Source organism: Hoyosella rhizosphaerae (assembly GCF_014643175.1).
GTDB classification, from domain to species: Bacteria; Actinomycetota; Actinomycetes; order Mycobacteriales; family Mycobacteriaceae; genus Lolliginicoccus; species Lolliginicoccus rhizosphaerae.
Map to the genome: position 1 here is coordinate 641,986 of NZ_BMJH01000001.1, position 25,687 is coordinate 667,672.

General features: G+C 59.5%; 20 protein-coding genes. 10 read left to right on the plus strand and 10 right to left on the minus strand.

The features are described from left to right. Positions 1-14 precede the first annotated feature (14 nt). Positions 15-2,285, plus strand: a complete 2,271-nt coding sequence (locus IEW73_RS02995; protein WP_188670539.1) for a heavy metal translocating P-type ATPase — start codon at positions 15-17, stop codon at positions 2,283-2,285. A 7-nt stretch (positions 2,286-2,292) separates the two neighbouring features. Here the strand turns inward: IEW73_RS02995 and IEW73_RS03000 are convergent, their stop codons facing one another. From IEW73_RS03000 to IEW73_RS03010, 3 genes are read right to left on the minus strand one after another with little or no spacing between them, the layout of a single operon-like run. Further along, positions 2,293-2,580 carry a hypothetical protein gene (locus IEW73_RS03000; protein WP_188670541.1) on the minus strand — a complete coding sequence of 96 codons (288 nt, stop codon included), beginning with the start codon at positions 2,578-2,580 and terminating at the stop codon, positions 2,293-2,295. A gap of 57 nt (positions 2,581-2,637) precedes the next feature. After that, on the minus strand, positions 2,638-3,315 hold the full coding sequence (locus IEW73_RS03005; protein WP_188670543.1) for a hypothetical protein: 678 nt from the start codon (positions 3,313-3,315) through the stop codon (positions 2,638-2,640). Continuing rightward, positions 3,312-3,566, minus strand: a complete 255-nt coding sequence (locus IEW73_RS03010; protein ID WP_188670545.1) for an SHOCT domain-containing protein — start codon at positions 3,564-3,566, stop codon at positions 3,312-3,314. The genes IEW73_RS03005 and IEW73_RS03010 overlap by 4 nt, the downstream gene beginning before the upstream one ends. Positions 3,567-3,866: 300 nt before the next feature. On the opposite strand from IEW73_RS03010, the gene IEW73_RS03015 reads away from it, so the two are divergent. Beyond that, entirely contained in the window at positions 3,867-4,532 is a 666-nt protein-coding gene (locus tag IEW73_RS03015; RefSeq protein WP_188670547.1) for a hypothetical protein, read from the plus strand. A 197-nt stretch (positions 4,533-4,729) separates the two neighbouring features. Here IEW73_RS03015 and IEW73_RS03020 read toward each other — a convergent pair whose 3' ends face one another. The 3 genes from IEW73_RS03020 to IEW73_RS03030 form a co-directional block, all read right to left on the minus strand. Then, positions 4,730-5,179, minus strand: coding sequence for a hypothetical protein (locus IEW73_RS03020; protein WP_188670549.1), 450 nt, complete (start codon positions 5,177-5,179; stop codon positions 4,730-4,732). A gap of 26 nt (positions 5,180-5,205) precedes the next feature. Continuing rightward, positions 5,206-5,802, minus strand: coding sequence for an isopentenyl-diphosphate Delta-isomerase (gene idi, locus IEW73_RS03025; RefSeq protein WP_188670550.1), 597 nt, complete (start codon positions 5,800-5,802; stop codon positions 5,206-5,208). Between the two features lie 82 nt (positions 5,803-5,884). Next, complete coding sequence (locus tag IEW73_RS03030; protein WP_188670552.1) at positions 5,885-6,772, minus strand: LysR family transcriptional regulator; 888 nt, start codon at positions 6,770-6,772, stop codon at positions 5,885-5,887. Between the two features lie 218 nt (positions 6,773-6,990). Between IEW73_RS03030 and IEW73_RS03035 the strand changes: the two genes are divergently transcribed. After that, on the plus strand, positions 6,991-8,208 hold the full coding sequence (locus tag IEW73_RS03035; protein ID WP_188670555.1) for an MFS transporter: 1,218 nt from the start codon (positions 6,991-6,993) through the stop codon (positions 8,206-8,208). 2 nt (positions 8,209-8,210) lie between these two features. Here IEW73_RS03035 and IEW73_RS03040 read toward each other — a convergent pair whose 3' ends face one another. Further along, positions 8,211-11,240 carry a sacsin N-terminal ATP-binding-like domain-containing protein gene (locus tag IEW73_RS03040; protein WP_229675697.1) on the minus strand — a complete coding sequence of 1,010 codons (3,030 nt, stop codon included), beginning with the start codon at positions 11,238-11,240 and terminating at the stop codon, positions 8,211-8,213. 11 nt (positions 11,241-11,251) lie between these two features. Continuing rightward, complete coding sequence (locus tag IEW73_RS03045) at positions 11,252-12,244, minus strand: patatin-like phospholipase family protein (RefSeq protein WP_188670558.1); 993 nt, start codon at positions 12,242-12,244, stop codon at positions 11,252-11,254. A gap of 200 nt (positions 12,245-12,444) precedes the next feature. On the opposite strand from IEW73_RS03045, the gene IEW73_RS03050 reads away from it, so the two are divergent. After that, on the plus strand, positions 12,445-13,671 hold the full coding sequence (locus IEW73_RS03050; protein WP_188670560.1) for an alkane 1-monooxygenase: 1,227 nt from the start codon (positions 12,445-12,447) through the stop codon (positions 13,669-13,671). A 51-nt stretch (positions 13,672-13,722) separates the two neighbouring features. Here IEW73_RS03050 and IEW73_RS03055 read toward each other — a convergent pair whose 3' ends face one another. Further along, positions 13,723-15,402 (minus strand): SulP family inorganic anion transporter, encoded by a 1,680-nt coding sequence (locus IEW73_RS03055; RefSeq protein WP_188670563.1) that lies wholly within the window; start codon positions 15,400-15,402, stop codon positions 13,723-13,725. A 466-nt stretch (positions 15,403-15,868) separates the two neighbouring features. Between IEW73_RS03055 and IEW73_RS03060 the strand changes: the two genes are divergently transcribed. The 6 genes from IEW73_RS03060 to IEW73_RS03085 all read left to right on the plus strand — a co-directional run bounded on the left by IEW73_RS03060 (position 15,869) and on the right by IEW73_RS03085 (position 22,171). After that, complete coding sequence (locus IEW73_RS03060) at positions 15,869-17,095, plus strand: alkane 1-monooxygenase (protein ID WP_188670565.1); 1,227 nt, start codon at positions 15,869-15,871, stop codon at positions 17,093-17,095. A gap of 102 nt (positions 17,096-17,197) precedes the next feature. Next, positions 17,198-18,463, plus strand: coding sequence for a glutamate-cysteine ligase family protein (locus tag IEW73_RS03065; RefSeq protein ID WP_188670567.1), 1,266 nt, complete (start codon positions 17,198-17,200; stop codon positions 18,461-18,463). After that, complete coding sequence (gene egtB, locus IEW73_RS03070; protein WP_188670569.1) at positions 18,460-19,773, plus strand: ergothioneine biosynthesis protein EgtB; 1,314 nt, start codon at positions 18,460-18,462, stop codon at positions 19,771-19,773. The genes IEW73_RS03065 and egtB overlap by 4 nt, the downstream gene beginning before the upstream one ends. Continuing rightward, a complete protein-coding gene (gene egtC / locus IEW73_RS03075; protein ID WP_188670571.1) occupies positions 19,773-20,537 on the plus strand; it encodes an ergothioneine biosynthesis protein EgtC in 765 nt (254 codons plus the stop codon). The genes egtB and egtC overlap by 1 nt, the downstream gene beginning before the upstream one ends. 7 nt (positions 20,538-20,544) lie before the next feature. Further along, entirely contained in the window at positions 20,545-21,543 is a 999-nt protein-coding gene (gene egtD / locus IEW73_RS03080; RefSeq protein ID WP_188670573.1) for an L-histidine N(alpha)-methyltransferase, read from the plus strand. Positions 21,544-21,622: 79 nt separating this feature from the next. Next, the gene (locus IEW73_RS03085) at positions 21,623-22,171 is read left to right on the plus strand and encodes an AMIN-like domain-containing (lipo)protein (protein WP_188670575.1); all 549 of its coding nucleotides are present in this window, start codon (positions 21,623-21,625) and stop codon (positions 22,169-22,171) included. 19 nt (positions 22,172-22,190) lie between these two features. On the opposite strand, the gene IEW73_RS03090 is transcribed toward IEW73_RS03085, so the two are convergent. Beyond that, the gene (locus tag IEW73_RS03090) at positions 22,191-25,637 is read right to left on the minus strand and encodes a TM0106 family RecB-like putative nuclease (RefSeq protein WP_188672793.1); all 3,447 of its coding nucleotides are present in this window, start codon (positions 25,635-25,637) and stop codon (positions 22,191-22,193) included. Positions 25,638-25,687 lie beyond the last annotated feature (50 nt).

Here is a 25,687-nt window from a genome sequence, read left to right on the forward strand (position 1 = left end):
CGCACAATCAGGCTATGAGCACACTAGACATTGGCGAAACCACGGCTTATCGGCTCACGGTCCCAACCATGGGCTCGGATCACTGCGCCGGAATAGTGACGACGTCGCTCAAGCGTGTGCCTGGCGTTCGTGCTGTCCACACGAATATTGCCACCCACACCGTGAGCGTTGTCGCTTCGGAGGACTCCGAGCTCCCAGTGCTTACCGCTGCTGTGGAACGCGCTGGTTACAAAGTTGTCTCCGCTTTTCCCGAGGGGGACCTTCCAGCGTCCGCCGGAGCTGATCCGGATGAGATCGAAACTCGGCATCTGAACATCGCCGCCCGCAGACTCATCATTGCAGCTGCCCCGACCACGCTGATCATGATTCTGATGATGGTGCACATGCTGTGGCAGCCAGTTCCTGGTTACCTGGCGATTGTTGCCGTACTTGCGTTTCCCGTCGTGTTCCTATTTGGCGGTTGGGAAACACACCGGTCAGCGTGGCTCTCGCTGACTAATCGCACGGCGAACATGGACGTGCTCATCTCAATGGGCAGCCTCCCGCCGTATCTGATTGGCCTCGTCGGCTTCATCTATCCGATGACGTCGTTCATCGAAATGGCCTCCACGATCATGACCTTCCACATGCTGGGTAGGTACTTGGAAGCGCGCGCGAAGGGAAGTGCGTCGCAGGCGATACGGCGTCTCCTGACTTTGGGAGCGAAGACAGCAAGCGTGATCAGGGACGGCGAGGAGACGCAAATACCTATCACGGAGCTGTCTGTCGGCGATCTGATGGTGGTACGGCCCGGGGAGAAGATCCCGACAGACGGCGAGGTTATCGACGGGCAATCCCATGTGGACGAGTCACTTGCCACTGGCGAATCCTTGCCGGTGGCAAAGCAGGCCGGTGACACCGTACTTGGTGCGACTGTAAACAAAGAGGGCCGCTTGCAGGTTCGGGCGTCGCGCGTTGGTTCAGATACTTTTTTGTCGCAAGTTATCCGCCTCGTTGAAGAAGCGCAGGGCTCCAAGGTTCCTATCCAGGAGTTTGCTGACAAGATAACGGCACGGTTCGTGCCCGCCGTGCTGGTGATCTCGCTAGGAAGCATGGCCGTGTGGCTGCTTTTTGGTGAGAGGCTTCGACCGATACTCCATTGGGGAGCTACCTTCCTACCTTGGGTTAATCCTGATGCTCCGATTCCTGTGATAGCGGTTCTCGCAGCAGTCGCCGTTCTCGTCATCGCGTGCCCTTGTGCACTAGGTCTCGCAACACCAACTGCCTTGATGGTGGGGGCGGGCATGGGTGCCGAGCATGGAGTCCTCATTCGTTCTGGTGAGGCGATCCAGACTCTGAAGGACGCCAAGGTAGTCGTCCTCGATAAAACCGGAACGATTACTCGGGGCGAACCTGAACTTACAGAAATCGTTGCAACACCAGGAATTACCGAGGACGAGGTTCTGTTGGTGGCCGCAGCGGTGGAGAATGCATCAGAACACCCCATTGCGAAAGCTGTGGTCGAGGGCGCGCACGAACGAAACCTCCGGATAAGTGACGTCGCAGACTTCCGGTCTGTCTCAGCCCGCGGCGTCGAGGGAACTGTCGAGGCGACGCGAATCTTGATCGGGAATCGCCGCCTGCTTGAAGAGTCGGACGTTCAAGGTCTCAACGAACTCGATTCGGACCTTGCCCGGCTGCAGCAACGGGGCCGAACTGTCATCCTGGTAGCCAGGGATGGTGTCGCAATTGGGCTCGTTGCGGTCGCTGACTCAATAAAGTCTGAATCTCGCAGCGCAATAGCCTCGATGCATAACCTCGGAATCCGAGTGGTCATGCTCACCGGCGACAACGAGCGCGCAGCTCACACCGTCGCAGAGGAAGTAGGGATCGACGAAGTACACGCCGAAGTTCTCCCCGACGGCAAGGTCGAGACGATCCGCGCTCTCCAGGAGCGTTATGGCCCGCATGTTGTCATGATCGGCGACGGGATAAATGATGCGCCAGCGCTCAAGCAGGCGAATGTGGGCATTGCTATTGGTGCCGGTGCTGACGTCGCAATCGAAGCTGCCGATGTGACGCTTATTAGCGGCGAGTTAACCAAAGCCGTGGAGGCTATACGTTTGTCGCAGGCGACTTTCCGGAAGATTGTGCAGAATCTCTTCTGGGCGTGGTTCTACAACGGTGCTGCAATCCCGGTAGCCGCCATCGGGTTGCTTCACCCCATGATCGGTGTCGTCGCTATGACTGCTAGTTCGTTGTCGGTGATCGGCAATTCGATGCTATTGCGACGTAGCAACCTGTAGATGCGCCTTACATCATCTCGCCATGACCCATTTGGTGATGCATGTGCATCATCTGGTCTTTACTGCACAACTGGCCCATAGCCTGTCGATGCGCTTGTGCCAGTTCGGGGTAGGTGTGCATCAGCTGATGGTGCATTCGCATCACCTCCGGATTGTCCATCATGAATGTCATGAAACACGCACACACTTCGTGCGTGATGGGTCCGTTGGTGGGTTGCGCTGCTGCGGTGTGTGCTCCAACAGTCAATGTTGAAGCGATGATTGCGGCGACGAACGCCGCTTTGGTGAGTCTCATGGCGTGCTCCTTGCCCAGTTAATTTCGTGTTCGAGTGACTTAGTGTGTTGACGGGCGCTACTCGGAGTGCCCGCGTGATTGGATGAACTCGCCATGCCACGTGTGGTACCAGACATGTCCACTCCTGCTATGTACGGACAGCATTCCGACGGTGGCACCATCACGGACCGTGTGCATAGTGAAGTAGCCCGGGAACGCATGCGACTCACCCGTCTGAAGTCCTGGCCGAAACTGCCGCAACCACTCGGTCGCAAGATCACGGGCGCGGTCTGCGTTGACGGTGTGGCGGACTGGCCGCGTGTGACTCGGCATCATCCCGTACGAGGTGTTCCACATCATGGCGGGCCCCCACTCGAGCGCAACATCGCCAGTTTCCCGATCAACAATCAGCTCGGTGGCAGCATCGCCCGCCTCGTCGACGAGAACGACATAGAAGTGGTTGCTGAACTCCATGACTTCATCGGTTTCCAGGCTCCATTGGGCGGCCAGTCGGTCGGCGCTTGCCGCAGCCTCGTCGATTGTGTCGACCGGCCCGTCTCCCTGCTGCAGTGCCCCCATAACGCCCACCGAATCTGACATCATCTGGGATGACATCGTGTGGCTGGGATACGTTCCGCTCCCCCAGCGGTCACCCCATGGCGCGGAAATGCTCCAGGTCACCGTGCCGATTAACACGGCAGTCGAGACCGCCAGCACAGTCAATGGTAAGGCTCGGGAACGGGGCGCAGTCGTCATGCTGATCCCCGCCGATGCTCCGCGAGCCGCTTACGTGCTTCGCCATACTCGTCGGCATCGATTTCGCCGCGTGCAAAACGGCGATCAAGAATATCCTCTGGGGACTCGCGGTAGTCAACGCCGCGATCACGCCCGGGCCGGTCCTGAGTCAGTCGTACAACAGCCCAGACGATGAGAACAATCAGCCCTATCCACACGACCGGCATTAGCGCCATCCACACCCATCCGGTGCCATCAAATCCATACATCATCGCGAGCCTCGTTTCATAACCATGCGCATTCGAAACCGAAGAAAGCCCTGATTATGAGCATGCGCTGCGCAGCCGTCGCACGACAGAGCCCCATGTCCCCTGTACGCGGGACCAAGGTCCCTACTTTGAAGGCGAGGGTTGATTCTCGCTTACCTATGGGCCACTCGGTCGCCGGTATCGCCCTCACGGAACGAACCAACCATCTGCTCCCGGCGCCATGATTCGGGGTCGCCACAGTTCCTCAAAACTCCTATCGAAATACTCTTCCTAGCGACCATTGCGCGGCGTTGGATTTGTTCTATGAACTCGAGAGAAAGCTGGGACGCCGCACAGTTCTCAAACTCACATGGACGGCGCCCGATGCGCTTCACGCGGGCGTGGATCGCCGCGTTTATCTTGGGTGAACTTGTGGGGTTCATTCCGCCTGCACTCGTGGGCGTGACTTTGGCGCTCATCGGAGCGCACGACGTAGCTTTTCTCGTGGCGCTTACACTTGCGGGCGCTGCCGAGGGAGCAGTTCTGGGGGCAGCGCAAGCATGGGTGCTGCGCGCACACGCACCGCGAATAAACCACAACCGTTGGGTGGCGGTGACTGCCGTAGCAGCGGGTTTTGCATGGTTAGTCGGCATGGGCACCAGCACAGTTTGGGGTTTTTCTGATGTGGCACCGTGGCTTTTGCTGCTACTTTTCAGCCCACTCTGGCTCGCCGCACTACTTGGAATGGGTTTCGCGCAATGGACCGTGCTGCGGAGTGCGGTTCCTGGTTCGACGCGATGGATCTGGGTGACGGCTAGCGCGTGGCTCGTGGGAGTCAGCATTCCGATTGTCGCACTGTCGGTCGTACCGAACAGTGGGCCACTGTGGAGCCACGGAATTGTGGGAATCCTGTCGGCAGTGGCCATGGGCCTCACCGTTGGTGCTCTGACAGGCCGAACGCTTGCCACACTGTTGTCGCGGCAAGCGTAGACCGAAACCGTGTTCGGCCTTTCACTCTGGCTACTACGGGTCGAGCGCCGATTTATCAGGTTCGGTGTTCCCGACATGGATGCGGTTGGAACTCTTCCCCGAAATTAACGCCATAGTCACCAGACCCGAAACTAGCAGTTACTACTACCAGTGCTGCGACTGCTGCCGATCCGTGCAGTCTAAAGAATCTGCCACTCTCACGCATGGGCCCGGGAGATGGGCCAGAGACGCCAAACTACTACAGGGACGGCGACAAGGACCAGGATCACGCTAATCAAACTACCGGCGTAAAAACCTGATTCGCCAAGCAGAATCCACCCCAGTTCAGGCAATACTCCCAAAACTATGCACGCCGCAGGCAACAACCCAAGCCATATAAGTTTTTGACTACGGGACCACAGTCCTGATCCGGCAATGAGCACCGCCGCCATGAGCCATATCGGTAGCGAAGATTGCCCTGCAACCAACGCTCCTTCGGCGGCAGCTCCAGCGGTGTAATAGGCCGTAGTAGTTGACTCGCCGCTTGCAATTGCGAAGTTAATACGTGTCTCCGGCCCGGCCACTGAAGCGACACTGAACAGAATCCTGACGAGCCCAAGCAATTGCAGCGACGCTACCGTCATCGGGACCCAGGCGCGATCTAGCATTCTGCTTTGGTTTCCTATGGCTGACATCAGACTCCGCGCACGTCGCTGCGTGTCCCTGCGACCGCTTGAGCACTGGCTGCAAGGTCCGATCCGAGAACGTGTGTGAGACGCTGAATCTGCTCGACGGACCAGGGGCTGAGCAACGACGGGGCATCGCTCGCGATGGTGACGACGGTTTCCCACGGTACCCAGGCCCAGTCGCACACTTCATCGGGATTGGGCTGGGGGTCCGCGTCGAGTGTCCCGATCAGGATGGGGCAGAATTCGTTTTCGACCATTCCGCTGGCGTCAACTGCTCGGTAGCTAAATTCGGGGACGGCGACCTTTAGGTCGAGCGCCTCAACGCCAAGTTCGAAGCTCGCACGGCGAATGGCCGCGCCTGTGAGTGATTCCGTGTGTCCTGGGTGGCCGCAGCATGTGTTTGTCCATACCCCCGGCCAAGTTTGCTTGGTGGTTGCCCGCCGCGTCATCAACACATGCGTTCCTGCCCTGTTAAAGAGGTAGCACGAAAATGCGTAGTGGTACGGAGTGGTGTCGCTATGTACTTCATGCTTGGGCATGATGCCGACCGGTTGGTTGTTTTCGTCTAGCAATACAACCAACTCGTCGGTGCGTGACTGCACGAGCTTTCTCCGATCCCCCTGTTTGGGCGCTTTTTTGGGCTCATCGACCCTGATGTGGCGACACAGTGATCGTACGTTGTGGCTATCGCCTGGTCGCGAACTGCTCAATGACGAACTGGTGAAATGCCTGCACTGGTCGGCCTAGTGCTGTTCCCGATTTCCAGATTAGGCCGACATCGCGGGTGGCGCCGGGTCCTGCTAGCGGTATTTGGACCAGCCCCTCGGGTAGGAGTGGGGTTTGCTCGATCGGCATGATTGCCACACCGAGTCCTGCCGAGACCATGCCGGAGATGGTGAACAGTTCGGATGTTTCGAATGTGATGTGGGGCTCGAAGTTTGCTGCTGCGCAGAGTTCTTCGAGGATTCGTCGCATGCCGTAGCCCTTGTGCATTGTGATGAATGGTTCGGCAGCTGCTTCTGCGAGGTCAACCGTGTGTCTGGTGGCCAAGGCATGCCCGAGGGGCACTGTGAGGGAGAGCTTTTGGTTGGTGAGCAAACTCCAGGCCAACCCGCCAGATATGGGGCGTGGGGAAACGATTCCGATGTCAATGTTGCCGCTTTCAACATTGTCGGCGATGACGGCGGCCGCGTCTTGTGATAGTTCGAACCGTACGCGTGGTTCGACTGCCCGGAATTCTCGGATGAGTCCTGGGATCATGCGGACTCCAAACGAGTGTAGGAACCCTAACCGGACTGTGCCTTGTGAGGGGTTTGCTCTGTCGGCTATTCGCCTTCGAGCGGTGTCGAGTTCGGCCTTCGCGCGGCGCGCGTGTTCGAGGTAGATTTCGCCGTTGATGTTGAGGGTGATGCGCTTTCCGTGACGGTCAAAAAGCTCAGTGCCTACCGCATCTTCGAGTCGCCTGAGTCGTCGCGACAGGGTTGGTTGGGCGATGTGGAGTGCGTCGGCGGCGGCCGTGATTTGACCGTGTTCTGCCACGGTGATGAACAGTTTCAGTTCGTCGCTCTCCATAATCGACCCCTCATCCCCTGCCTTGCCATATGCATTGGTTGCATACAGGACAGCATATGCATGCAGTATCTGGGGATAGATTGTTGCACGTAGTGCGTGAGGCGCGTCACTGCACCTCAGCAGCACACCATCCGCCACCAGTCATTATTACCCAAATACATACTTAAGAGTTGATTCATGCATTTTCTATTTGTGACACACGCGCAGAAGATGTACTCATGACCATCGTCGACGACCGCACCGCACCCCACGGGGTTGATTCTCGCGGCTACCGACGCATCACAGCAGCACTCTTCATCGCCGGTGTCACAACCTTCGGGTCCATGTACGCCACCCAGGCCGTGCTGCCCGAATTTAGTCGTCACTTCGGGGTAAGCCCCGCGATGTCCGCGCTAGCGATGTCCCTAACAACGGGTTTTCTTGCACTCACAATCATTCCCGCCAGCGCCCTCTCCGCGCGGTTTGGCCGCACCCGCGTCATGGCGATCTCCGCGATCAGCGCCGCCGTCGTCGGGGTCCTGGTTCCGCTCTCTCCCAATATGGAAACGGTGCTCGCCCTCCGCTCGTTGCAAGGCGTGGCCCTGGCGGGAGTCCCGGCCGTGGCAATGGCATATCTCGCCGAGGAGGTAGACGGGGCATCCCTGGGGCAAGCCATGGGCCGCTACATCGCTGGCACCACCGTCGGAGCGTTGCTCGGCCGTATCCTTGCATCGAGCATGCTGGACGTCACATCGTGGCAATGGGCGCTCGAAGCTGCGGCCCTACTGGCCGCACTCAGCGCGGTGCTGATGGTCAAGATGATGCCCCCGTCGCGCATGTTCACCCCACAGCGAGTCACACCCTCGACGCTGTATCGCGCAATACTTGGGCACCTGGCAAACCGAGCACTGGTGTTGCTGTTCGGGCTGAGTTTCCTGCTCATGGGCGGTTTTGTGGCGGTGTACAACTTCCTCGGCTACCGACTACAAGCTGACGCGTTTGGGTTAACCGCAACACTGACAGGCCTGGTGTTTCTCTTCTATTTGTCAGGTACGGTCTCCTCGCCGACAGCGGGCGCACTGTCCGACCGGCACGGCAAGGCGCGCGTCTTAATCATCGCAGTCGCAGTGATGCTGACAGGGCTGATCATCACTCTCCCCGACTACCTGCCGACACTCTTAGCAGGGCTTGCCCTGTTCACTGTGGGGTTCTTTGCCGCGCACTCCGTGGCGAGCGGTTGGGTGGGAACCCTCGCGATTACCAACCGCGCAGAAGCATCGTCACTGTATTTGTGTTCGTACTATCTCGGCTCCGCCGTTGCGGGCGGTTCTGGAGGACTTGTGTACATGACGTTTGGGTGGGCGGGAATGGTCGCCTACGTCGGCATGCTGATCGTTACAGCAATTGCACTGGTGTGGCTCCTACACCGCACGGCACAACGCGTCAGCGTGCGGTGACGTCAGTCCAGCTCCACTTCCGCTAGGAGCGTGGGCGCGTTCGTTGGATCGCTCAGTACAGCGGCGATGAGATGACGCTTGGGCCACTGCCCCATCGACCAGCACAGTCCGCGAGCAAGCCCGTCCATTGTGGCCGCATGGATTTCCCCGTCCGCCACCCACCACGGAAGTTCCCGGCCGTCGACGATCAACGGTTCGTGATGCCGGTAGGTAATCGGGTGAGAACCAAGAAACGGTGCCACCACCTCCGGTACTGGCCTGCTTTCACCCCGCGACGTCACAACCCCACCTACCTCTTCGCTCACCAACGCGATATCGAGCAGGTCGGCCAGTCCAACCGCGAGATGTGGTGGGAGCAGAATCAGCGGTTGGTCCTCCACCAGTGGTAGGGCGTCTGGCCTGTCGAGGATGAGCACATCATCAGCGTCAACTACCACGACACGTCCGCGGTCGAGTGCCCGAACATCATTCGGTGCGTTGATCCTGTCCGGAGCCAGGTCCGCCAGAGATGTCCACACTGCGTGCAGCGCGGCCCGTGTGACGTCCCGATTCGGGTCCGCCAGCCTGTCCATTAAGTCTTGTGGCCCGTCGGGGTCTGCCAGCACATCAGCCAATGAATGTCGGATACCGAGAGCGGATGCAAAGGCGGGATCCATCGGGGTTGTCACTTCGTCGTACAACCCATGCAACGCCTCATCCGCATCGGGGCTGCGCAAGTCTCGGGGCCGTGCACCGTCAATACGAGCGTGTGAGGCCATCCACCACGCGGTGTAGGACGGTACATCAATCGCCGAACCAGAAGCCGTCAGCAGTCGGGCGGGGTTCACAATCGCGTCGCGCACATCCGCATGAGCCAACAGTTCGATGGCCTTGGGCCATTGGTCATCGGCGACAAGATCCAGGTCGGCGACCACTGCTAGTTCTGGAATTAAGGGCGGGATGTGTGGGTGTCCGAGCCGTTCGGCGGTGTGAGTGACCCAGTCATCAAGCCGGTCTATCTCACGGCCAAACTCGTCCTCAATTCCGGCACCCAATTCCACATCCGCCGCACGCAGCGTTGTGAAGGACCACAGCGCACCCACTGCGCGTAGTGCATCAGCCCCGTACTTCTCATAGATGGACTCGTGCACCACAAAATACGCCGAATCCGCCCCCAACAAGTCAAGGAGCGGGCCTCCGGGAATGAGCAACTCCCCCGCGGCCGAATAGTCATCCTCGTCATCGCGCAAGGCGAGTTCGGCTAGCCACGGCACGTCCATTGCGGTGATACCGGATGCGGACACTAGGCTCAACACTGCGTCCGCCGTTGCTTCTGGATCGTCGGCATTAAGCGAGTTTCGCACTGCGGCCTCGGTCAGCGGATGCGTCAACACATTCGATGCTGTTGCTCGTTGTGCGCCGAGCAGTTCCAGCAGTGGGTCCGCGGCGTCGGGATGCACCACCCGTAAGCCGAGCGACGCAAACGACTCAGGGTCGACTCCCCAATCCTCGGACGGAACTAACACTGACCGCGCGCCTTGCACTAGTCGGCCATCAAGCAGCGGCACCGGCAGTGCTCCCAGTTCCCCCACATCAGCACCCGGCCCAAGTGAAGCCCGGACCGCCTTGTACACGCTTGACCACCAGTGCGGGTTGTTCTCTCTGCCCGCCAGTATGTCGGCAACGTCGGCAAGCCCTAGGTGGCGCACACTGAGGGCACGCAACGCGGGGAGCCTCGGTGACCATGAGCCGGGCAACAGCCCAGAAACTAGAGGCGCGAGCACCTCCGCGAGCGGTGATGCATCTGTGCCGGTATCCAGAATCAACGCATCAACGGGACAGACTCGGCGACCATCGTGAGTGGGCAAGAACGGTGTGTACGGCAAGAGGGAGTCAAGGGCGTCGCGCAGGTGCGAGTCAAGCGCTGAGCTACTCAAACCCGCACCCGGGATGAGTTGAAGCACTGTGATGTCGTCGAAGCGCATCACGAGATCGCAATACGCTTCGGCGGCGGAGGTGATCAACTGTTGGGTTGCGGCACCGGGAATGATGGTTCGGCGATCTGAGCTCAGGGGGAAGGTACCCAACAGCACCGCAGGCACCGACAGTGCGGTGTCGCTGGGGGTGGGTGCGTACACCACGTTCTCGACATCGGGAGGCAGCGTCGCGACCCTGCCCGTTGCCGTCACTGGCACGGCCCACATGACGGTCCAGTTGCTGCGTTCGCGTTCCTCACGCGGACGGTCCGCTAGCACCGCTGCATCAAAAGCACCGGTCCGACGAACCACACGCCACCGTGTTTCCGCCCCATCGACGGCGGTGGAAAAATCAAACTCCGAGGTGGAGTCGCTGCGCGTGAGAACCCACCGTGTGCCGTCGATCTCAATGATGACTTCGGAAAGCCCCTCCAAAGCCACGAGCAGGGTTTCTCCGGTCGCATGCAGTAAGTTCGCAACCCGGTCGCGATCCCTCGACGACCGCAACAGTAAGCACACTGCTGTGTCGTAGTCGAGTGTGTCGCGCGGTGTTGTAGGGAACGGCAACCGCAACATTGGCACATGCCCGCCGCGGCGATGTAGCTCGTCTGCCAGCGCACTTTGCGGCTCATCTGCCAACATCGCCACAACGGCGTCGTGCGCACGGTCCTGCGAAAACTGCACTGCGTGACCGTGTGACGTCACCACAATGTCGTCGCTCACCGACGCGACTGCCGAAAACCCCACGCCAAAGCGCCCAGCACTGCGCGCGTGCCCACGTTTGGCCGAAGCCCGCAGTGTCGAGAGGGCTTCCACTCCGTCAGCATTGAGCGGTATGCCGGTGTTGTAAGCAGTGAAGACTTGCCCGTCTAACCGCAGTAGTAATCGGCCGTCACCGTGGTGGGCAGCGTCTGCGGCATTCTGCGCCAACTCGACGACAATGCGATCGCGGTAGCTGCTCAGCGCAAAGTCTTCCTCCGCATTCGAGTCTTCACGAAAACGGGCAGGAGCATCAGCCCACGCGGCAAGAACTCTGCGGCGAAGGTCAGCGGTATTAAAGAAATCGGCGTGTGCCACAGTGGGCAAGCCTAGTGAACCGTGTGGGGACCCGTGGTATTCGTTGTGTGCTGGTGCGGCGCCAATGCCTGTGACGCTGCATCGAAGCCGATCGTGACAGCGAGTCGGAGTAGCTGTTCATCCCGCTCGCCCGTACTAATCATCGGTGCGGTGTCGGGTGGTCTGATCAGTCCAATGGTGGCTTCGGGCTCGGACAGGAACTGTTCAAGTTGAGTGGCGCGTTCTTGACGCTGCGACCACGCCTGCACCGCTGCGCGGGAGCGCCGCGCAAGATAGCCGTGGATAGTCAGTAGTTCGATCACGGCTGACATCCCCGATGTTTGAGCCAGGGCGTGGGCAGCGCTGCGGGTGCGCAGGATAAGGACATGAGTTGCGCCCCATCGCAACGCGGAGTCCAGTGGCACTGACTCTGCAAGTCCACCGTCTAAATACCGGTGACTGCCCAGATGGACGGGCGGTCCAGCGACGAGGGGCAAGGCGCAGCTCGCGCGGAGGGTGGCGCGTATTCCTGCCGCGGAGCTGGTGTGCGGGTGCAGGTCAGTGGCAGACCCGGTGTCAAGCCGGGTGGCGATGGGATGCAGCGTGGAGGGGTGGCGAAGGATCGCGCCGAAATCCATCGGCGCTAAACCCATGTAGATCGTTTCAACGAGATGTTCGACGTCGAAAGCGCGACCACCGGTGATGAGTCTGCGAGGGTCGAGGACGCGGTGCAGGACGCGCGGGTCCCACCATGTCCAGACCGATTGGGAAGCTGTGCCGGTGAGGAACCAGGCGGCGTTAAGCGCACCGGCCGACGTACCGAATATGGCATCGAACGCATGTGAGTAACCGAGTTCCTCGAGGGCTGTAATCATGCCGCCGGAGTACGCACCGCGGGCTCCCCCGCCTTCGATGACTAAAGCCACCTTGTGCGGGTCGGTGCGGCTGTGTGCTGTACTTCCGGCTGCGCGTCGGTCGGCAAGGACCTCTGTGACGCTACGCAGGGATGGGGAAGCACTACTCATTGGTCAAAATGTACCGGCGATCTGCAAGGACTGCTATGACTCGGATTACTGACATGGCTCCTTGCGTCCGCTACAAGAGTGCTCATCCACGAAGATCAATTAACTGTGATTCAAATCACTAACTGGACAAATTCGGCGTAATGTCGGTGTTGATGGCAGCACATCGGTGTGGTGCCTTTGCGGTGAGCCAAGGAGGGCCAATGACTTCGTCGGATTCACTTCGTGACACCCCCGTCGAGGAGTGGCGCGACAAGAAGCGCTACTGGTGGATGCTCGGCATGGCGGTTCCCAGTTTGTTTTTGATCGGCATGGGGTTTGTGGCGCTGTACAACAGCCTCGGGTGGGGCGTAGCTGCGTCTGTGTCCTGGTGGATCGGACCCATCCTGGTGTACATGATCATCCCGTTGATTGACGTCGCGCTCGGCCCCGATGGGGCGAACCCGCCAGACGACGCGATGGAGCGACTCGAGAACGATAAGTACTACCGGTGGATCCTGTACGCCTACACACCAATCCAGTACACGGCGTTTGTCCTGGCGTGCTATTTCGTCACCGCCTCGAACCCGAGTTGGATTGGGTACGACGGGCCGCTGTCCTTCATCGACAAAGTTGGCGTCATGGCCACCATGGCTATGATCGGCGGCATCGGTATCAACACCGCGCACGAACTCGGCCACAAAAAGGTGAGCTTGGAGCGGTGGCTTTCGAAGATCACCCTCGCGCAGACCTTCTACGGCCACTTCTACGTGGAGCACAACCGCGGCCACCACGTCCGCGTCGCCACCCCTGAGGATCCGGCTAGCTCACGGTTGGGCGAAAGCTTCTGGTTCTTCCTACCACGCACAGTCATCGGAAGTTTTAAATCTGCCTGGCATATCGAGAAGCAACGGTTCGACCGCATGGGTAAAAGCCCGTGGTCTATTAAGAACGATGTCCTCAACGCCTGGCTCATGTCCGTCGTGCTGTGGAGTGCCATGGTCGCAATCTTCGGCTGGGCGGTATTGCCGTGGATCATCTTCCAGGCAGTGTGGGGATTCTCGCTACTTGAAGTGGTCAACTACTTGGAACACTATGGACTGCTCCGGCAGAAGACAGCCAGTGGACGCTACGAACGCTGCGCACCCTCGCACAGTTGGAACAGCGACCACATCTGCACCAACGTGTTCCTCTACCACCTGCAGCGCCACAGCGATCACCACGCCTACCCCACCCGCCGCTACCAGATTCTGCGATCCTGGGACGGCGCACCAAGCCTGCCCGGCGGCTACGCATCCATGATCGTCCTCGCCTACTTCCCGCCCATCTGGTACCGGGTGATGGATAAGCGAGTGCTTGCCCACTATGACGGTGATGTGACCAAGGCGAACATCTATCCGCCGAAGCGCGAAAAGATCCTCGCTAAGTACGGCGCCAAGCAAGAAGGCTGATAGCTCCGACACAGTGGCCCTGGGGAATGAACCCCGGGGCCACTGCTCTGCCTAGTGTTCCGGATACCGCGCTCGGTACGCCTCGACGGCGGTAGGCAGCGTCGGGAAGAGCAAATGGGATCCGATCATATCGAGTAGATCCGCGGCCGCAAGATCGTCACGCAACTCTTGCTTGGCACGAGCGAAGGCAAGAGTGATATTGCGTTGTGTGAGTTCATTTTTTAGATCTTTGAGCATGTCTGCGGCGGTGATGTCGAGTTCGACGATTGCTTCGGCGTTAATAACGAGCCACCGCGTAGGCGTCGCGGCGGATTCGATCGCAGTGATTGCTCGCCGATGAAAGTCTTCCGAATTCGCGAAAAACAGCGGTGCGTCGTACCGGTACACGACAAGCCCGGGCACAACCTCCGAGTTCGGGTAATCATGGATGTCGTGCATTCCTGCGATTCCCTTCGCGTATCCGAGAACGGCGTCCCGGGGACGAGCTACTCGCCTCAAGAGGTCCAGTAACGAAAGTACGACGGCTGCGACGACTCCGTACAGCACGCCGAACAGCAGGACCGCGATGACAGTGCCTACGGCGAGAAACAGTTCACTGCGTCGGAAGGTGGCGATGCGGTGAAACTCGCTGAGTTCGATGAGTTTGACTGCCGCGTAGATAACCAAGGCTCCGAGAGCTGCAAGTGGAAACAGCGCAAGTACCGGACCACCAACAAAGAGAGCCACAAGCACTACAACGAGGGCGACGAGTGAATGAACCTGCGTCTTGCTGCCGAGGCTGTTCCCCAGTGCGGTTCGACTGGCGCTACTACTTACTGGAAACCCTTTGACGAGGCTGCTCGCGATGTTTGCCGCACCTAACGCTAGGAATTCACGGTTCGCATCGATCCGGTATCCGTTGCGCGAAGCAAACGAACGGGCGGTAAGCACGTTGTCGGTGTATCCGACGATGGCGACGCTCAGAGCTGGCAGGAGCAGCATTGTCACGTCGGCAAGCGCGAGCGGCGGGACTTCAGGAGCGGGCACACCGACGGGGATTGAGCCCACAACATCGATTCCATGATCCGCCAATGAGAAGGCGTACGTCGCGGCAGAAGCAATGATCACCGCCAAGAGCGGAATGGGCAGCCGAGGCCAAATGCGAGCTCCCAGAAACAGAAAAATTACGGTGCCGAGAGCGAGCGCAAGTGTAGGTGGATGCACTTGATCAAGTTGCGCTATAAACGACACGACTTCTTCAGCAACAGATGTTCCTTCGACGTTTGTCCCTGTGACGGTGCCGAGTTGGCTGACGATCATAATCACGGCGATACCTGTCATGTACCCGATCAACACTGGTCTCGATAGCAGGTCCGCAAGGAACCCGAGTCGAGCCACCCAGCCGATGAGGCACAGTACGCCGACAAATAGGGCAAGCATTGACGCTAGTGCCGCATAGCGTTGTGGGTCGCCCGCGGCGAGCGGACCGATTGCCGCTGCAGTCATGAGCGCGGTGGTTGATTCTGGCCCGACGGATAGCTGACGTGACGAGCCTAGAAAGACGTAAACGATGAGCGCTGCGGAGATCGCCCAAAGGCCGACGACAGGTGGGAGTCCAGCGACTGCTGCATACGCCATCACTTGAGGAATCAGGTAGGCCGCGACGGTGATGCCTGCAAGTACATCGGGGCGAAGCCAGGCACGTCGGTAGTGCCGCATTGTGTAGCTATTGGATGACCCGCGGTTGTTCATGGCCTGCCTTTGGGTACGCGCGTGCGGCCATGTGCCATGAGTAAAAAGCTACTCCTGAGGGCGGTGTGCCGGTGCTCCTTCTGCGGTTGGGGGCGCGCCTATGTCGAAACCACGTGAGCTGAGACAGAATTGTTATCAACAATGCTTACAGCCGAGTTAGTGATGCACAGCCCAGAGGCATCCAACCCGACTCGATTGTTAGTTGAATTTTATTGCAGGTCAATAGTGCTTTCCTCCCAGTCTGGACGGTCTGAGTCCTCAAGCTTTCCGTGCGATATGTGAGTCACCAAGTCCGCCTTTTTCTGCGCAAAACTCGAAAGCCCCCAGTTCAAGCGGCTCGGCTTGTTTTTTCTGTACAAAACGCCGGGTCTGTGGTGCGCAATTACCTTTAAAGAGCTATCGTCAGCACGGTATACAGATCACTCGCATTTGTCTGCGAGTGTCCGTTTCGCTGGAGAGGACAAAGGTGTCGTCAGCAGAAGTAGTTCCCGACAGCCCAGTAAGCGAGTGGCGCGACAAGAAGCGTTACTGGTGGATGTTGGGCATGTTTGTACCCGGTGCGATGATCATCGTGCTCGGCCTCGCGGTTTTGTTCAACCAACTTGGTTGGAACGCCGCAACCCACGTCCTATGGTGGGCAGGCCCCATTCTTGTTTACATCCTGATCCCACTAATCGATATCTTCCTGGGCCCGGATGGTGAGAACCCACCAGAAGAGTGGATGGAACGGCTGGAGAACGATAAGTACTACAGCTACATCCTCTACGCCTACATCCCGCTGCAGTACATCACGTTCTTCATGGCGATGTACCTGATCAGCGCGGACAGTATCAGCTGGATTGGGTACGAAAACGGTCTCAGCTTGGTTGACAAGATCGGCCTAGCGGTGAGCATCTCGTTCGTCGGCGGCATCGGAATCAACACCGCACACGAACTTGGCCACAAAAAAGAGAACCTCGAGCGTTGGCTGTCAAAGATCACCCTCGCCCAGTCGTTCTACGGTCACTTTTACGTGGAGCACAACCGCGGCCACCACGTCCGCGTCGCCACCCCGGAGGATCCGGCTAGCTCGCGCCTGGGCGAAACATTCTGGGCATTTTGGCCGCGCACGGTATGGGGCTCACTCACCTCTGCCTGGCACATTGAGAAGACCCGCTTCCAGCGCATGAACAAGTCGCACTGGACCATCAAGAACGATGTCCTCAACGCGTGGCTCATGTCTGTCGCGCTGTTCGGTGTCACGATTGCCATCTTCGGCTGGCAGGTGCTCCCCTACATCATTTTGCAGGCAATCCTCGGGTTCTCCCTGCTTGAAGTGGTGAACTACCTCGAACACTACGGGCTCAAGCGACAGAAAACGGCCAGTGGACGCTACGAACGCTGCGCACCCTCGCACAGTTGGAACAGCGACCACATCTGCACCAACGTGTTCCTCTACCACCTGCAGCGCCACAGCGATCACCACGCCTACCCCACCCGCCGCTACCAGATTCTGCGGTCGTGGGACGGTGCGCCAAGCCTGCCAAGTGGATACGCATCCATGATCGTCCTCGCCTACTTCCCGCCCATTTGGCGGCGCGTCATGGACAAACGAGTTGTCGCACACTACGAAGGCGACCTCACGAGGGCCAATGTTCACCCCAAAAAGGTGGATAAGTACTACGCCAAGTACGGCGTAACCGCCAACAGCTAGAACGCAGCACGTGTGGGTCCGAGCCGTCATGGTTCGGACCCACTGCTGTACTTAGGGCCACGTTTGTCGACTCGGTCGTCTTTTGGTGGCACGATCTTGATCTTGCCGGTAGCTTTTGAATATGACCCACGGCACAACCGCGCACGCACTGCGGTGAGCGGCGTGACAGTCACCGTCACCACTGCAAGCGCCCTCGATGTGGTCAGCGACCGCGGCGCCGCCCACGCGATCATCGCCCATGCAACTCTGGCGGTGTGTCCCGGTGAGGCAATTGGCACCGAGGTTGAATGGTTCGCCCACCAGTCCGCTCGACGCCGAACACGCCTATCCGAGAACGAATTACGCACAGCGCTGGATTCACTTCCCAGCAATCCTCTGCCACATGGCGGCACCGTCACCTTGGAACCAGGCGGGCAGATCGAAATCTCCAGTGCCCCTGCGGCACGAACTTCCGAAGTCATCGAGGCTGTGCGGGCCGACGCGACAGTCCTTGCGCGCCACCTTAGCGCCTCCGGCATCACGCTGCGCTCCGCTGCTGCGGACGTTCACCGACTTCCCTCCCGGGTTCTGGATGCGCCCCGCTACCAGGCAATGGAAGCAGCATTCGACCGTGTGGGACCGCTCGGACGTCTGATGATGTGTAATACCGCCGCGGTACAGGTGTGCGTCAACTCTGGTGCCACCGCATCCGAGTCGCAGAACCGTTGGGACATGCTCAACGCGGTGGGTCCTGCCTTGATCGCGACGTTCGCCGCGTCCCCCCGTATAGCCGGCGGCGTACCGGGGGCATGGGTCTCCCAACGCATGCGTTCATGGCTGTTTCTCGACCGCCAGCGAACCGACTTCCCGCAACAGCATCATTCGTTGAGCGACTACCCAGAATGGGCGCTAAACACGCCACTATTGTGTGTGCGTTGCGACGGCAAGGATTGGTCCGCACCGCCCTTGACGCTTGGGCAATGGGTCGACGAAGGGGCGCGCTCCGCAATAGGACGTGCCCCCACCGTGTCGGATGTGGAATACCACCTCACGACGCTGTTTCCCCCAGTGCGCCCCAAAGGCTTCTTTGAAGTCCGCTACATCGACCAACAACCGTCAGACCAGTGGCACATACCTATCGCAGTGGTCGCAGCCCTCACAAGCAATCCTGCCGTGATTAGTCAGGCGCGCGACATCGCCGAAGAAACGGCGCGCTGGTGGTTGCGCGCCGCACGCCTTGGACTTACCGAACCAGCAGTAAAGCGCGCTTCTCGACGGCTCCTTGCCCTTGCCGCCGAGCACGCTGACAGCCCCGAACTGGCCCGGGAAATCGATACTTTTGCGGGTCAGCGAACATGTCACCCGTCACCGACTGTGGGAGCACGATGACTCAACCGCCCCTGGAGCGAACCGAAAGCTTGCGCGACACCATCGCGAGTGTGCTGGAACGCGCACGTGCGCGGAGCACCACCCTGACAGGTTCGGTTGATGACGTCGACCTCACCGCCCAGCATTCGCGGCTGATGAGCCCACTCGTGTGGGATCTAGCTCATATAGGCAACCAAGAGGAACAGTGGCTCGTGCGCACCGTCGGCGAACGCACACCGATTCGGGCGGATATCGACGAGATGTACGACGCATTCCAGCACCCCCGCGCTGACCGGCCCCAGTTGCCACTTCTCGGACCCGATGCGACGCGTGACTATATCCGTATTGTGCGTGAGAAGGTGCTCGGCGTTCTCGATAGCACCTCGTTTGACGGTACTCCCCTGACGTCTGGCGGTTTTGTGTTCGGGATGGTGGCCCAGCACGAACAACAACACGCTGAGACCATGTTGGCCACCCACCAACTCAGGCGGGGCGCCCCCGTGCTTACAGCGCCCAACCCGCCGACAGCTGACGTCGACGTCACTGGTGAGGCGATCATTCCAGCAGGGTCGTTTGAGATGGGCACCTCCAGCGACCTGTGGGCGTTAGACAACGAACGCCCCGCGCATACCGTGTGGGTCGACGAATTTGCCATCGATCGCGCTCCCGTCACAAACGGGCAGTACATGGAGTTTCTCGCCGACGGCGGGTACGACCGACAAGACCTCTGGTCTGCTCCTGGTTGGGAGCATCGGTGCGCAAGCGAGTTGAACGCTCCGTTGTTTTGGCGACATGACGGAACGTGGCGACGCAGACGGTTCGGGTACGAGGAACCTATACCGGAAAACGAACCCGTGATGCACGTGTGCTTCTACGAAGCCGAAGCGTTCGCGAACTGGGCGGGTAAGCGACTACCAACGGAAGCTGAGTGGGAGAAGGCAGCCCGCTGGGATCCCGCGACGGGAACCTCGCGGCGGTACCCGTGGGGCGACGCCGAACCTACGCTCGACCACGCAAACCTGGGGCAACGTCACCTGCAACCAGCTCCGGTGGGCGCGTACCCTGCTGGGGCGTCACCGCTGGGCGTTCATCAGCTTATAGGCGACGTGTGGGAGTGGACTTCCTCCTTCTTTCACGCCTACCCGGGGTTCCGGTTCTTCCCCTATGCCGAATATTCCGACGTGTTTTTCGGCGAGGACTATCGGGTGCTGCGTGGAGGTTCGTTCGGCACGGACTCCGTGGCGATGAGGGGCACATTCCGTAATTGGGACTACCCCATCCGGCGGCAAATCTTCGCGGGATTCCGACTAGCACGCGACATCACAACCTGATGTGTCGACACTTGGCCTACATTGGCGAGCCTGTCCGCGTGAGCGACATCTACACCGCTGGGGATCACTCGCTGGTACACCAGTCCTACCTGCCGAAGGACATGCGTGGCGGCGGCGTCATTAACGCTGACGGCTACGGGGTTGCCTGGTGGTCCGACGGCGAGGCGTCCCGGTATCGCAGCGCCTCACCCATTTGGGCTGACCGCTCCGGAGAGGCTGCTATGTCATCCTGTCGATCACACGCCGTTGTCGCAGCCGTACGAAGCGCGACGGTGGGGATGCCCTTAGTCGAGACCGCGTGCGCGCCTTTCATTTCGCGGCAGTGGGCGTTTAGTCACAACGGGTACGTTGCACAGTGGCCACACAGCGTGGTGCCCCTGGCGGGCGAAATTCCTCTCGCGGATCTGATGACCGTTGATGCCCCCACCGATTCGGCAGTGCTGTGGGCGTGGGTGCGCCACCAACTCCACAACGGACGCGCGGCATCGGATGTTCTGACCGAACTTACCTGCAGAATCGGCGCCGAGTTCCCCTCGTCCAAGTTGAACTTCCTACTGTGTGACGGCCACACAATCACCGCCACAACCTGGGGGCATAGTTTGTCGGTGCGGTCGGACGGAGCCACTGTTCTCGTCGCAAGTGAACCCACAGACTCGTCTCCCCAGTGGCGGGCTGTGCCTGATCGGCACCTCGTCGTCGCTACAACATCCCTAGTGGATGTGCACCCACTTGCCTGCACGCCGATTGAAGAGCCCCAGATCTAGGAGAGGTATGCCGGTGCCAACAACGCAACGCCATGATGTCCATATCGAACCGCACGATCGCGAGCGGGCACTGATTAAAGATGTGCAGGACGGTTTGGGTTCGCGACCCTACACATTGCCGCCGAAATGGTTCTATGACTCCACCGGCAGCGAGCTATTTGACCAGATCACGACGCTGGCGGAGTACTACCCCACCCGAACCGAACGCGCAGTTCTGGAATCATGTGTGTCCGATATAGCAGAAGCGACAGGTGCGCACACCGTTGTCGAACTGGGGTCAGGGTCGTCCGAGAAGACACGACTGCTGCTCGATGCGCTGCAAGCCCACGGAACTCTGCGCACCTATGTTGCGCAGGATGTGTCGGAAAGCGCGCTGACTGCTGCCATGAATCACATAATGGTCGACTACCCAGGTGTGGATCTGCACAGCGTCGTCAGTGACTTCTCCGCCGCAAACTACCGGGACGGGTTGCATTGGTTGCCGGACTACCCCCACCGCCTGTTGGTGTTCCTCGGTGGAACCATAGGAAACTTGGTGCCTGCGGAACGCGCGCACTTCTTCGGTGCGATGCGTGAACTGCTCCACGACGGCGAACATGTCCTACTCGGCGCAGGGTTGATCATTGATGAGACCACCATGGTGGCGGCGTATGACGATGCACGTGGTGTGACGGCGGACTTCAACCGCAATGTGCTGTCCGTGATGAATGCGGAATTGGGTGCCGACTTCGATGTGCACGAGTTCGACCACGTTTCTCTGTGGGATGCGGAAAATCAGTGGATTGAGATGCACCTACGTGCACGCAAAGACATGACTGTGCAGGTCCCCGGCGCTGGTGTAGTGGTGAATCTTGAAGCGGGTGAGACGATCCGCACGGAGGTATCAGCGAAGTTTGAACTGTCTGCACTCGTTGAGGAGTTGGCGGCGCATCAATTGCACGTGAGGCTGGTGTGGCAGGACCCCGATTCGCGTTTTGCGGTGTTGCTCGCTGAAGCAGCACAGTAGTATCACGATTCTCATCACAACGGCGATACTCCATTATCATGAAGGGTAGGTCGGGACAACCTATTCGAGGTGAGGTGTGATGAAAAAAACATTCTCGGCCCTGGCTGGCTCAGCCCTTGTGGCGGGCGCTTTGGTCTTAGTTCCTGCGTCGGCATCAGCAGCGCCGTACTGCGGAATCGTGTGGGGTTCACTGCAAAAGACTCAACAAGTGATGTCCACGGCGCCGGTTGTCAACGTCCGCTCTGGTCAGCACAACTGTTTTGACAGAGTGGTGGTCGACATTAAAGGCCCCGTGGCCGGGTACCACGTTCGGTACGTCGATGTGGTGCGCCAAGATGGATCCGGGCACGCAGTTCCGCTGCGAGGTGGCGCGGCCATCCAGGTGATTGTTATGTCGCCAGCGTATGACTCGTATGGCAACGCTACGTATTCACCGGCGAACAGGAACGAAATCGTCAACGTGAACAACTATCAAACATTCCGCCAGGTGGCGTATGCAGGCTCCTTTGAGGGGCAAACTACCTTCGGTGTGGGTGTTCGTGCGCGGCTTCCATTCCGGGTGTTCACCCTTGATGGTCCTGCTGAGTACTCACGCGTTGTTGTTGATGTGGCGCACTACTGGCAGTAACGCCGCACGTGGGTGTTGTTTAGTTTGCCCCCACATCGCACAGGGCAAGGAACGCTCCGAGCTCTTCTAACCCTTCCGGTGTGGTGGGCATGAAGTCAGTGAGGGCGTGTGACCGCACCACAATGGCTAACCATTGGCCGCGGGACACCGCCACGTTAAGCCTGTTGCGCGACATCAGAAAGCCCATTCCCCGCGGAACGTCTTCCACGGCGGACGCTGTCATGGATACGATCGCTACTGCTGCTTGTCGGCCTTGAAACTTGTCTACCGTCCCGACCATGACCTCTGCGAGGCCCGCAGCTTTGAGCGTCGCGGCGATTGTTTCTACTTGCGCGTTGTACGGAGCGACGACGATGACGTCGGATGCATTCAACGGGCGGGGTTGCTCGCCACCTTTTTCTGTCCAGGGCTTGCCCAGTAGTCCGATGATGGTGTCGCGGACCGCTTCGGCTTCTTCTATCGATGAGGTTGAGTTGCCGTGATGGTCGACCATGATGGTGCGCACGCCTGGTGCCACGCCTTCGAGGTGTCTGGCTGTGGTGACGGACTCTTCGCTATAGAGACGACCCTCGTACGACAGGGTTGAGACGGCCTTGCATAGTGCGGGATGCATACGGAAGGTCCGTTCCAAGAAGTATCCATAGCCCTCTGGCAGTGTCCCTCGTTGTCCGATTAACCATCCGAGTGCCGAGTGGTCTACAGGTTCGGGGTGGGTGCCTTGGCTTACCTGCGGGAGTTGTTGGGGGTCGCCGAGCAGCAACAGATTTCGGGCTGAACCGGCTACGGCAAGTGTGTTGGCGAGGGAGAACTGACCTGCCTCATCGATGACGAGGAGGTCGAGGGACTGGGCGGGGATTTGATTCGTGTTCGAGAATGCCCAGGCGGTCCCCCCGACGACGATCCCGTCGTGGGCGGCATCGATCAACGCGGCAATGTCGTTCTTGTTTTTGGTAGTCGACCACTTGTCTGACTTCAATCTGTTTTCGCCTTTAAAAACCGCCGTTCCGGCAACGCCAGCGTCAACGATGCCGTCGAGCATGTTTTCGACGACGGAATGGGACTGCGCTACAACTCCAACTTTCCAGGCATGGTTGTTGACTAGTTCCGCGATGACCCGCGAACCGGTGAAGGTTTTCCCAGTCCCCGGTGGTCCTTGCACTGCGACGTAGGAGTCCGCGAGATTACGCAGTGTGGTGACGATGGCAGTTGCTGTGTCGTGTGCGACGACCGTGGCCGGTGGGCGCCCGGCTTTGGTGCGCGGCGCCGAGCGGAGAAGGACGTCGATCCCTGCGGTGGCAGGCACGGTCGGCCAACTGTCGACGAACTGCTCTCCGGCTTCCGCGAGTGCTTGTTCCAGGCTTTTTGTTGCAGGTGGGCTACCTGGTGTGAACGCAACTGGAATGTCGTCGAATGGTTCTACGCCTTTAGGGAGGCGCTCCCACACGATTGCTCCGTGATCGGGATAGCGGATACCGGCGCTGTTGCATTCGTCTTCGCTGAGCAACTTGGCGTTGCGTCCTACCCCACGCCCCTCTGGAACTGGTTGCGGTATTCCCTCCGGTGGGGGCGACTGATAGAGGGCGAACACGTCTTTGCCTTCTCCGAGCCCTGAGCCTGGGGGAATTTCGCCCGTGACGTGGACATACCGGCAGTAGTTTGAACGCGGTGTGGGTTTTTCCCACGGTTGCACTGTGACGGCTTTGTCGACGACGAACGCTTCGTTGGAATCGACGAGGTCGCCGTCGGTGGCGGATAGTCGGTCGAAGTGCCCCCACCAGAAGGGTTTGCGTTCGCGCCAGTGGTAATTCAACGCCGCGGCCATCATCGCGGCGGCCTGTTGCGGATCAGAGCGCTCATGCCGCGGGATGTCTTCGGTCAACTCGAGTAGTGCACGTTCGAGTTCGGAGTCGTCGAAATTGTCGGGAACATCGTCGACCAGGGTCATTTCACGATGCCGCAACGCGATGCCGTGGTCGGCGGCGTGGTGGGCCAGCCAGTTACGTAGGTGCAGGGTGGAGTCGCAGTCGTAGCGGTTGTAGTCCGCGATGGAGTTGAGCACGGCGGCTGCGGCGGTGTGGTCTCCTGCCCGCACGAGGTCCGTGTAGTGGGCGTACTCGACGATCGAATCGCCGGCGGTGGTGACGTCGCCCCCGCGAAGGTGATCGCCCATGTAGAGGGGTTCGAGTTTTTTGATGCTGTAGGACGGTTTGCCGATGCGCAGAGCTTTGCGAACAAGTGGGTACAGGTCGATCAGAACATTGGCGCGTAGTAGTTCATCGACTTCGGTTTCGCACACTCCGTGGCGCCCGGCGAGCCGCCGCAGTGCTGTTTTTTCGTACGGTGCGTAGTGGTAGATGTGCATATCGGGGTACTGTTCGCGCCGCTTGCCGATGTAGGCGATGAAATCACGCAGAGCCTGTTTCTCCTGGGCACGGTCGTGAGCCCAGAACGCCACAAAGGTTGTCTGCACATCGGGGGTGTGGCTAATCGTGCCGTCGGGAGCTTCCACCAGTCCGAATAGGTATTCCAACCCCCAGTCCGGGGAGTCGCCTTCCGTCCACAGCGGGTCACCTTCAAAGTCGAAAAATACGTCTCCAGCGCTCGGCGCGGGCAGTTCCGTCAGCGCGTGTGGGTTGTAGACGGAGAAGTGAGGCTTTCCGGTTCGCTCCTCAATAAGTTGCGCTTCGGCTTGCGCTTGCAGTCGCGCCAACGTGGGCGCGGAGATGCCGGAAACGGGTTTGCCTGGACTGAGTTCGGCGACATCATCGATCGTGCGGATATTCGCGGCGAACAGCCTGGTGCGTTGCACCGTCGTTAATCCTGCGATGAGGATCGGGTCGCGGGTCTGAATGAGATGGTCCGCGACGAGATCACTGTGAATGTTGATGCTGTAGCGAGGGTCCCCCCATTGCACCGGCGCCGCTTCTGCGAGGTGCTCACGGAGAATAAAGTCCAGACGAGCGCGGCGTTGCCTGTACACCGGCAGCACATCGGCGAGTTGGTGATTAGTCACTGTGCCATCACCGAGAACCAGATGCACGTGGGGTGCAACAGCAACGCCCGACGAGAGTAGTTGGTCGGCATAGGCGGCGAGCTGGAGCAACGCGGTGACGCGAGCGTGCCGCGACAACTTCGTGTCATACACCGCGTACGTAGGCTGCCCGTCGAGGCCAACTTCGCGCAGCAGAAAATCGCAGAAACCAGCAAAATGCCCGTCGTAGAATGTGCCTTGAAAGATCACAGGCGCACCTTGACGAATTGCGTCCAGGGTGGCTTCCCGCGCGGCGATCAGAGCCGATTCAGTGAAGGCGGGGCGTTGCAGTTGCACCACACCGTCACCATGCTTTGCGATCAAACTGTCAAGCATGCGCTGCTCGTGCTCATCCCCGAGTTCCGCAGCGCGAGCCATCATCGCATCGTCGGCGACCGCGGGAGCATCCCACCGTCCCAACTTGATGTCGAGCATGCGAAGAGTGTCGAATTCGCTGGTGGCAGCCTGAGCAAGGTCGGTTGCGC

What these genes read in the sequence shown, in the direction of transcription:
- IEW73_RS02995 (WP_188670539.1), top strand. Translation starts at nt 15, where the DNA reads ATGAGCACACTAGACATTGGCGAAACCACGGCTTATCGGCTCACGGTC.
- IEW73_RS03000 (WP_188670541.1), bottom strand. Translation starts at nt 2,580, where the DNA reads ATGAGACTCACCAAAGCGGCGTTCGTCGCCGCAATCATCGCTTCAACA.
- IEW73_RS03005 (WP_188670543.1), bottom strand. Translation starts at nt 3,315, where the DNA reads ATGACGACTGCGCCCCGTTCCCGAGCCTTACCATTGACTGTGCTGGCG.
- IEW73_RS03010 (WP_188670545.1), bottom strand. Translation starts at nt 3,566, where the DNA reads ATGATGTATGGATTTGATGGCACCGGATGGGTGTGGATGGCGCTAATG.
- IEW73_RS03015 (WP_188670547.1), top strand. Translation starts at nt 3,867, where the DNA reads ATGAACTCGAGAGAAAGCTGGGACGCCGCACAGTTCTCAAACTCACAT.
- IEW73_RS03020 (WP_188670549.1), bottom strand. Translation starts at nt 5,179, where the DNA reads ATGCTAGATCGCGCCTGGGTCCCGATGACGGTAGCGTCGCTGCAATTG.
- IEW73_RS03030 (WP_188670552.1), bottom strand. Translation starts at nt 6,772, where the DNA reads ATGGAGAGCGACGAACTGAAACTGTTCATCACCGTGGCAGAACACGGT.
- IEW73_RS03035 (WP_188670555.1), top strand. Translation starts at nt 6,991, where the DNA reads ATGACCATCGTCGACGACCGCACCGCACCCCACGGGGTTGATTCTCGC.
- IEW73_RS03045 (WP_188670558.1), bottom strand. Translation starts at nt 12,244, where the DNA reads ATGAGTAGTGCTTCCCCATCCCTGCGTAGCGTCACAGAGGTCCTTGCC.
- IEW73_RS03050 (WP_188670560.1), top strand. Translation starts at nt 12,445, where the DNA reads ATGACTTCGTCGGATTCACTTCGTGACACCCCCGTCGAGGAGTGGCGC.
- IEW73_RS03055 (WP_188670563.1), bottom strand. Translation starts at nt 15,402, where the DNA reads ATGAACAACCGCGGGTCATCCAATAGCTACACAATGCGGCACTACCGA.
- egtB (WP_188670569.1), top strand. Translation starts at nt 18,460, where the DNA reads ATGACTCAACCGCCCCTGGAGCGAACCGAAAGCTTGCGCGACACCATC.
- egtC (WP_188670571.1), top strand. Translation starts at nt 19,773, where the DNA reads ATGTGTCGACACTTGGCCTACATTGGCGAGCCTGTCCGCGTGAGCGAC.
- egtD (WP_188670573.1), top strand. Translation starts at nt 20,545, where the DNA reads ATGCCGGTGCCAACAACGCAACGCCATGATGTCCATATCGAACCGCAC.
- IEW73_RS03085 (WP_188670575.1), top strand. Translation starts at nt 21,623, where the DNA reads ATGAAAAAAACATTCTCGGCCCTGGCTGGCTCAGCCCTTGTGGCGGGC.
- IEW73_RS03090 (WP_188672793.1), bottom strand. Translation starts at nt 25,637, where the DNA reads ATGCTCGACATCAAGTTGGGACGGTGGGATGCTCCCGCGGTCGCCGAC.